We start from the raw sequence: 4,893 nt of genomic DNA, 5'->3' as shown, positions 1-4,893 counted from the left end.
AGTGGGTCGCGCCCAAGGCGCCGCTCGATTCGGGTTACTGGAAGCTGTACGTCGACACGGTGCTGCAAGCCGACCAGGGCGCCGACCTGGCCTTCCTGCGTGGTCGCCGCGGGGCCTTCGTGCCGCGCGACAATCACTGACATGACAAGACTGGTCGCCATCGATTGGGGCACAAGTTCACTGCGCGGCGCACTGCTCGATGCCGACGGCAAGGTGCTCGAAGAGCGCAGCGATGCGCGCGGCATCCTCAAGGTGCCGCAAGGCGGATTCCCCGCGGTCTTTGAAGCGCTGTTCGGCGACTGGATGGGCCTCGAAGGCGCGCGCTGCCTGATCTCCGGCATGGCCGGCAGCAAGCAGGGCTGGGTCGAGGCGCCGTACTGCGCCTGCCCCGCCGGCCGCGTCGAAGTGGGCCGCAGCATCATCGACATCGACGTGCGGCCGGGCTCGCGCATTTCCATCGTGCCGGGCCTTCGCGACGAGCATGACGGCGTTCCCGATGTCATGCGCGGCGAAGAGGTGCAGATCTTCGGCGCCATGTCGATCGCCGGCCTCGACGAAGGCGTCTTCGTGCTGCCGGGCACGCACAACAAGTGGGCCACGGCCAGGAAGGGCCGCGTCGCGGGCTTTCGCACCTACATGACCGGCGAGTTCTATGCGCTGCTGAGCCAGCATTCGATTCTTGCGCGCACGCTCGATGCCRATGCGCCGCTCGACGAAGCGGCCTTTCTCGACGGCGTGACGCGCTCCGAGAACGGCCACGGCCTGCTGCACAACGCCTTCGGCACGCGCACGCTGGCGCTGTTCGAGCGCATGGCCACGCCGGAACTCTCCAGCTACCTCTCGGGCCTGCTGATCGGCGAGGAACTGCGCACGCAGTCGCTGCAGGCCGCCGGCGAGGTCGTGCTGATCGGCGCCTCCGCCCTCACCCAACGCTATGCCCTGGCGCTGCGCGCCACCGGCACCGCCACGCGCACGCTCGGCGCCGAAGCCACCTGGGCCGGGCTGCATGCGCTGTCCGGCTTTCTCGACGCAGACCGGAATCCGCCATGACCACACCGCAACAAAAATTCGAAACCGCGATGCGCGCGCTGCCGCTGGTCGCCATCTTGCRCGGGCTCACGCCGGCCGAGGCCGCCGACGTGGGCGATGCCATCGTCGAATCGGGCTTCCGGCTGCTCGAGGTGCCGCTCAATTCGCCCAAGCCCTACGCCAGCATCACGCTGATGCGCACGCGCTTTCCGCAGGCCCTGGTGGGCGCCGGCACGGTGCTCGACGTGCAGCAGGTGCGCTATGTGCATGCGGCCGGCGGCGAGCTGGTGGTGTCGCCCAACTTCAATGCCGAGGTGATCGCCGAGGCCGTGCGGCTCGGCATGGTCTGCCTGCCCGGCGTGCTGACGCCGACCGAAGCCTTCGGCGCGCTGGCCGCGGGCGCGACCGGGCTCAAGCTGTTTCCGGCCGAGCTCGCATCGCCCGCGGTGGTGAAGGCCCTGCTCGCGGTGCTGCCCCAGGGCACGCCGCTGATGCCCGTGGGCGGCATCACGCCCGCCAACATGGCCGAATGGCGTGCGGCCGGCGCGGCCGGCTTCGGCATCGGCTCCGCGCTCTACAAGCCGGGCAAGCAGGCTTCGGCCGTGCGCGCCGATGCGCAGAGATTCGTCGCGGCCTTCACCGGCGCGGCCGCCATCTGAAGAAGATCTTCTTTCCAACGTCCACGAGGGAGCGTCGATGTCCGCCGATTCAGATTACGCCAGCCCCGCCGTGCGCAAGCTGCGCGAAGACCTTGCGCTCGCGCTGCGCGCGGCTGCCCACCACGGCTTGTCCGAAGGGGTCTGCAACCATTTCAGCGTACTGCTGCCGGGCGCGCAGGACCGCTACCTGATCAATCCGCGCGGCCTGCACTGGAGCGAGATCGGTGCCGACGACATCGTGCTGATCGACGTGCACGGCGAAGTGCTCGCGGGGCGCCACCGCGTGGAGCCCACGGCCCTCTTCATCCATGGCGCAGTGCATCGCATCACGGGCCACGCGGTCGTGCTGCATTGCCACATGCCCTACGCCACCGCGCTCACGCTCACGGCCGAGCGCGCGCTCGATCCCACGCTGAGCCAGAACGCGATGCGCTACATGAACCGCATCGCCATCGACGCGGTCTACAACGGCCTGGCGCTCGACGATGCCGAAGGCGAGCGCATCGCGCGCGCCATGGCGGGCAAGGACATTGCCTTTCTTGCGAACCACGGCGTGATCGTGGCGGGCGCCTGCATTGCGCATGCCTACGACGACCTCTACTACCTGGAACGCGCGAGCCTGCACCAGGTGATTGCGCAATCGACCGGGCGCCCGCTGGTTCCGGTGGACGCCAAGATGGCCGCGCATGTGGCGGCGCAGATCCAGGGCGAACGCGAGCAGTCGGACCTGTTCTTCGAGGCGCTGCGGCGGCTGCTGCCTGCGCCGCGCGGCTGAGGTCCGTCCACCGGGCTGCGAAGCACCGGAGCTTCGCGCAGGATGGCACCGGCGGCCGCAAAGCGGCTTACAGCTCTTCATCCGATTTCGCTCCAGCCTTACAAAGCGTTCACATGGGGCCGCGAGGATAGGGCTTCCAACCACTCCATGGGAGTTGCCATGAAAAAGCTCACTTACGCCATCGGCGCCGCGGCCCTGCTCTCGCTGGCTTCACTCAGCGCACCGGCGCAGGCCCAGACCGGCGGCCGCTTCATCCAGGCCCAGGTGTACGTGGTGCCCGCACCGCCGCCCCCGCCCCGCCACTACTACGCACCGCCGCCTCCGCGGCACTACTACGGCCCCGGCTACTACCACGGGCGCGACCGCTACGAGCACCGGCATCGCCACTGGGAAGAGCGCCGCTACGGCCGCCGGGACTACGACGGCGACGGCGTGCCCAACCGCTACGACCGCCGGCCCGAGAACCCCTACCGCTACTGATCGGCCGGGCGCATCGACCTGAAGCGGTTCAGGCCTGCGCCACGCGCTGCAGCAGGCCGCGCGTCGTGCGCGGCCAGCCCACGCGGCCGAACCAGGCACCGCCGGCAATCGCCGAGGCGATGACGATGCCGTACACCACCAGCGCCGCCCCCTGCGCCGCGAACACGCCGGCCAGTCCGCCGCCCCAGCGCAGGGCCAGCCAGCCGCCCACGCCGGCCACCGCGAGCCGCGCGATGTTGCCGAGCACCGGCCACAGCAGGCGCCCCGCGCCCTGCGAAGCGAAGTACAGCACCAGCCCCACGCCGAAGAAGCCGTAGAGCGGCCCCACCACGCGCAGGTAGTGCGCGCCGGTTTCGAGCATGGCGGCGTCGCTGCCGAACAGCAGCAGCCACGGCCGCGGGAACAGCGCCGCGGCAAGGCCGATGGTTTCGGTCAGCGCAAAGGCCAGCGCCGCGCCGGCCCAGGTGGCGCGCAGCGCGCGCTCCCGCTGCCCCGCGCCCATGCAGGTGCCGACCATCGCGACCAGCGGCGCGCCCAGCCCGAACACCAGCGGCACCAGCAGGTATTCGAGCCGCGACGCGGTGCCGTAGCCCGCCAGCGCGCCCGAGCCGAAGTGCCCGGTCAAGGCCGTGGCAATGCCGATCGAGAGGTTGGTGGCCACCGTCGATACCGCGCCCACCAGCCCGATGCGCAGGATGTCGCGGAACAGCGGCCAGCGCAGCTTCAGTGCGGCGAGCGTGGGACGCAGCAGGCTGCGCGGCGAGCGCAGGTAGACGATGAGCGCGACCGAACCCAGCAGGTAGTACAGCAGCAGCGCCATCGCGCCGCCCGCGATGCCCATGCCCGGCAGCGGACCCCAGCCGAAGATCAGGAGCGGCGATGCCGGAACGAGGAACACCACGCCCACCACCGTCACGTTCGCCGGCACCGCCATGTTGCCGGTGCCGCGGATGATGGCCGAGAGCGAATTGAAGAGCCACACCAGCACCGCGCCCGCGAACACCCAGTTCGAGTAGGTCAAGGCCGCATCGAGCGCCGCGCCGGTGCCGCCCATGAGGGTATAGAGCCAGCGCCCGCCACCCAGCAGCGCGAGCGAGAAGCACAGGCCGAAGCCGATCGCGATGGCCACCGCATGCCACACCAGCGCGTCGGCGTCGGCGCGGCGGCGCGCGCCCAGCGCACGGGCGATCGACGAGGCGATGCCACCGCCCATTGCGCCGCTCGATGTCATCTGCATCAGCATGACGATGGGAAACACCAGCGCCATGCCCGCGAGCGCATGGGTGCCCAGCTTGCCGACAAAGTAGGTTTCGATGAGTCCGACGGAGGCTTGCGCCACCATCACGAGCACGTTGGGCGCGGCCAGGCGCAGCAGCGTGGGCACGATCGGCGCCTCGAGCAGGCGGCGCGTGCGCGGGTCGAGGTCTGCGGACGTCGATGCAGCCATGGCGCCGCTCCCCTCAGGCGCGCGCCGGCGCGGCCGGCACGGCCGCAGCGGCAGCCTTTGCGGGACGGCGGATCGCCATCACGATCAGCGCGGCGACCAGGCAGGCCGCACCCGCCGCATACAGCGCCGGCGTGTAGGTGAGCAGAAGCGTGCGCGCAAAGCCCGCGCCGTAGGCCGCGGTGGCGGCGCCCAGCTGGTGCGCGGCAAAGACCCAGCCGAACACCAGGCCCACCTTCGCGGCGCCGAACTCGGCGCCCGCGAGCTTGACGGTCGGCGGCACGGTGGCGATCCAGTCCAGGCCGTAGAACATCGCGAACAGGCCAAGGCCATAGATCGTGAATTCCGAATGCGGCAGCCAGAAGAGCGACAGCCCGCGCAACCCGTAATACCAGAAGAGCAGCTTGCGGTTGTCGTAGCGGTCCGAGAGCCAGCCCGAAAGAATGGTGCCCACGAAGTCGAAGGCGCCCATCATCGCGAGCACCGAGGCCGCCGGCACCGCACCC

The 4,893-nt window shown here is 70.3% G+C and carries 6 protein-coding genes; 4 read left to right on the top strand and 2 right to left on the bottom strand.

Annotated elements, in window-relative coordinates; genetic code table 11:
• Positions 1-141 precede the first annotated feature (141 nt).
• The 4 genes from AC1DOC_RS19135 to AC1DOC_RS19120 all read left to right on the top strand — a co-directional run bounded on the left by AC1DOC_RS19135 (position 142) and on the right by AC1DOC_RS19120 (position 2,943).
• Positions 142-1,050, top strand: a complete 909-nt coding sequence (locus AC1DOC_RS19135) for a 2-dehydro-3-deoxygalactonokinase (protein ID WP_478130286.1) — start codon at positions 142-144, stop codon at positions 1,048-1,050.
• Positions 1,047-1,688, top strand: coding sequence for a 2-dehydro-3-deoxy-6-phosphogalactonate aldolase (locus AC1DOC_RS19130; RefSeq protein ID WP_478130285.1), 642 nt, complete (start codon positions 1,047-1,049; stop codon positions 1,686-1,688). Before AC1DOC_RS19135 ends, AC1DOC_RS19130 begins: the two co-directional genes overlap by 4 nt.
• Positions 1,689-1,725: 37 nt before the next feature.
• On the top strand, positions 1,726-2,463 hold the full coding sequence (locus AC1DOC_RS19125; protein ID WP_018905521.1) for an aldolase: 738 nt from the start codon (positions 1,726-1,728) through the stop codon (positions 2,461-2,463).
• Positions 2,464-2,622: 159 nt separating this feature from the next.
• The gene (locus tag AC1DOC_RS19120; protein WP_018905520.1) at positions 2,623-2,943 is read left to right on the top strand and encodes a hypothetical protein; all 321 of its coding nucleotides are present in this window, start codon (positions 2,623-2,625) and stop codon (positions 2,941-2,943) included.
• Between the two features lie 28 nt (positions 2,944-2,971).
• Here the strand turns inward: AC1DOC_RS19120 and AC1DOC_RS19115 are convergent, their stop codons facing one another.
• Positions 2,972-4,390, bottom strand: coding sequence for an MATE family efflux transporter (locus tag AC1DOC_RS19115; protein WP_478081330.1), 1,419 nt, complete (start codon positions 4,388-4,390; stop codon positions 2,972-2,974).
• Positions 4,391-4,403: 13 nt separating this feature from the next.
• A partial coding sequence (locus AC1DOC_RS19110; protein ID WP_478130284.1) for an MFS transporter occupies positions 4,404-4,893 on the bottom strand: 490 nt, incomplete at its 5' end.

The sequence above is a fragment of the Variovorax sp. 01T439_2 genome, assembly GCF_056398445.1.
Note: the sequence above shows the minus strand (reverse complement) of the source record. Positions and strands in the feature narration are given on the sequence as shown.